This window comes from Roseateles asaccharophilus (assembly GCF_004362405.1).
Taxonomy (GTDB): domain Bacteria; phylum Pseudomonadota; class Gammaproteobacteria; order Burkholderiales; family Burkholderiaceae_C; genus Kinneretia; species Kinneretia asaccharophila.
Map to the genome: position 1 here is coordinate 1 of NZ_SNXE01000017.1, position 2,739 is coordinate 2,739.

A 2,739-nucleotide genomic window follows, 5' to 3' on the forward strand; every position below is an offset into this window, starting at 1 on the left:
GAGCTCTGGAAGTAAACAACGCTTACACCAGCGGCGACGAGTGGCGCCCACAACCACTGGAGAAGCGCGGCGAGATAGCCCATGAGTTTTAACGTTCGCGCTCAGCGGGCGGCGAAGCCGTCCGCTGCAGCAAGGGGTTGAAGCTCATTGCGCGCTCCATTCCTGAAGTACGCGAAGAGGGCGTTCCGCTCCGGGCCACAGCAATACTTGGTAGTGATCGTCGCCGGAGCGTCCGTCCGCGCTGATTGAATCCAAGCGCGAATACAAAACAGCAACTTCATACTGCCCCGGCTCAAGCTGCCAATTTAGAACTGCGCCGCCGGTGCATTCATGGACTTGAAGATGCCCGCTTGGCAGAGCCAACGAACACTCAACGAGGTGATCTGCTGCTTTGTCTTGCAATTCCGGAGCTACGTCGTGCAGTTCTACTTGCACCGGGACAGTCATGTTTCGAACCGGACAGACCACAACAACGTTGGTCGCAGCTTTCGCGCGATGAGCAACGTCAGCATCCGTCCAGTCTTCGGGCGCGGGTGGATTCACCACGCCGTCCTGGACGTAGAACTGGTGGTAGTCAGCGAAGACTTCAAAGGACTCGGTGCGGATGCAGGGCATGGCCGATGAGCTTCAACGTTCGAGCTAAGCCGCGCGCGGCGGCGCGGCGCCTGGCCCGCGAAGGGCAGGATAGACCACCAGCGCTTCGCGGGCCAGGTGCCGTGCCGTTGCGCGTCGGCGCTTGAGCGAGGTGTTAGGCCTCAGCCGCTGATGTGCCATTTGCTCGCGTACGCTGAAGATTTGGACGGGCCCGGACGGACTACGCATCGTCTTGGCCAGTGAACACGAGGTCATAGACATAGGACTTGCTGCCCTTCTTACTCACCCATTCACCTTCTGGTGGATGCTCGATGTCTTGGTCTTCCACCCGTGAATCGCTCCACGGCCGACCCGTCAGTTCTTTCGTCTCTGGATCTCGAGCAATCCATCCCAGGTCGCGCTCGTATTCAAGCCAAAGCTCCTTGTCGGTGCGGAGATAGCCGAGACTTCCGTCTGGACGCTGCACCCGGACAAAGTAGTAGATCAGGTCATCGGATCGCCGCCGAAGCTGAAGCTTGCTGAATCGAGAGTTTCTGATGTTCAAGATGCTGGCGTGGGCACGGGCTTGGACTCTGAGGCCTAACGTTGGAGGTAAGGGGCCGGCTGAAGGCGGCACGCCTGAAGACGGTCCCGCTTGACCGAAAGGTTAGAGCGCATGAATGCACACGGCGGCAAATTCTTAGACATTACTTGGCACCCGATCAAGCCAAAGCTTTAGATTGCCAAGCGCTTCTCCGGATTTGGATTCGCATTCCTCATCTTCATAGGACCGTTCGATCGCGAGGCGAGACTCGATCTGTCGAAGTTCAGCAATCATGCTGTATGGGAGTGCCTCAAGTGCACAGGCTGAGTTTTCAAGCACATCTTGAAGGTGGACGAACGAAGTTTCGCCTTGTTCGAACTTCGCCACCACATCTCTAATGCGGTGGATGAGCGATGCGTTCGACATGTCTGCGCTCTAACGTTTGAATTCAGCCGACCGGCCGGCGCAGCCGGCCTGGGTCGGCTGCAATGAAAGGTTAGACGGCTTGGTCATCAATAAGCTCCAGCAACTCAGCAGCGCTCCCAGCAAGTGCGTTGTCTCCATCAGCGAGCGGGGCAATGTAGTGACGTATCGAATGGATAAACGCCTTGAGCGTTTCTTGAACCGAAGCTCCAAGGTAGTTCTCGTATCCATCTTCGGGGGCGAATGAGCCGCCAAGGTCAATCAGCGACTCAATCGCTGCACGTTTGGCCCATTCCGTTCCACGCATGAGGATCTGTTCAATCTCAGGAAGTGCGCCCAATACCACTGGGTAGAACGTACCTGCGTGGTTATTACCCACGGCCCACAGAAAGGCGTCGTAGGCCTCATTCGAGGTTGATTCACTTTCGGCATTACGAATAGCGTTAAGAGCGAACTCAACGCTACTTGAGTCGTTCGATTCCGGCTGCGGGAATTGGGAGAGGTCGATTGGTCTCATCGCTTCGCGAGCCGTCTAACGTGCGCGGTAAGCGGACCAGCCAGCGAAGCTGGCGCAGGTCCGCTTGACCAACAGGTTATGCCGAGCCCCGCTACTCGAAGGCACGGCGATGGCAGCAGCGATGCGCTGCCGAGGCGGCAAGCCGCCGAAGGCTGAGGCGAGCAGGCTTGCTGGACTAGCCGCAACCGCGGCGCAGCGCAGACCCGGACCCTGGACGCCAGCAAGACCTGGCACCGCCACGCGCTCGCCGGCCTTCGCCGCCGCAGTCGCGGCCGCTTGCTCGGCAAGCTCGCTGCGCAAGCCCGAGACCAAGCGAGCGATGGATATGGGATTAGCCTGCTGCATAACGTGCGCGGTAAGCGGACCAGCCAGCGAAGCTGGCGCAGGTCCGCTTGACCAACAGGTTATGCCGAGCCCCGCTACTCGAAGGCACGGCGATGGCAGCAGCGATGCGCTGCCGAGGCGGCAAGCCTCCGAAGGCTGAGGCGAGCAGGCTTGCTGGACTAGCCGCAACCGCGGCGCAGCGCAGACCAGAACCCTGGACGCCAGCAAGACCTGGCACCGCCACGCGCTCGCCGGCCTTCGCCGCCGCAGTCGCGGCCGCTTGCTCGGCAAGCTCGCTGCGCAAGCCCGAGACCAAGCGAGCGATGGATATGGGATTAGCCTGCTGCATAACGTGCGC

At 59.8% G+C, this 2,739-nt stretch carries 4 protein-coding genes; all 4 read right to left on the bottom strand.

The window, feature by feature from the left end; translation table 11 throughout:
- Positions 1 to 144: 144 nt before the first annotated feature.
- Entirely contained in the window at positions 145 to 615 is a 471-nt protein-coding gene (locus DFR39_RS19680) for a hypothetical protein (protein WP_133605545.1), read from the bottom strand.
- Between the two features lie 199 nt (positions 616 to 814).
- On the bottom strand, positions 815 to 1,138 hold the full coding sequence (locus DFR39_RS19685) for a hypothetical protein (RefSeq protein WP_211343928.1): 324 nt from the start codon (positions 1,136 to 1,138) through the stop codon (positions 815 to 817).
- A 135-nt stretch (positions 1,139 to 1,273) separates the two neighbouring features.
- Positions 1,274 to 1,543 (bottom strand): hypothetical protein, encoded by a 270-nt coding sequence (locus DFR39_RS19690; RefSeq protein ID WP_133605546.1) that lies wholly within the window; start codon positions 1,541 to 1,543, stop codon positions 1,274 to 1,276.
- Positions 1,544 to 1,613: 70 nt separating this feature from the next.
- A complete protein-coding gene (locus DFR39_RS19695; protein ID WP_133605547.1) occupies positions 1,614 to 2,057 on the bottom strand; it encodes a hypothetical protein in 444 nt (147 codons plus the stop codon).
- Positions 2,058 to 2,739: the final 682 nt, after the last annotated feature.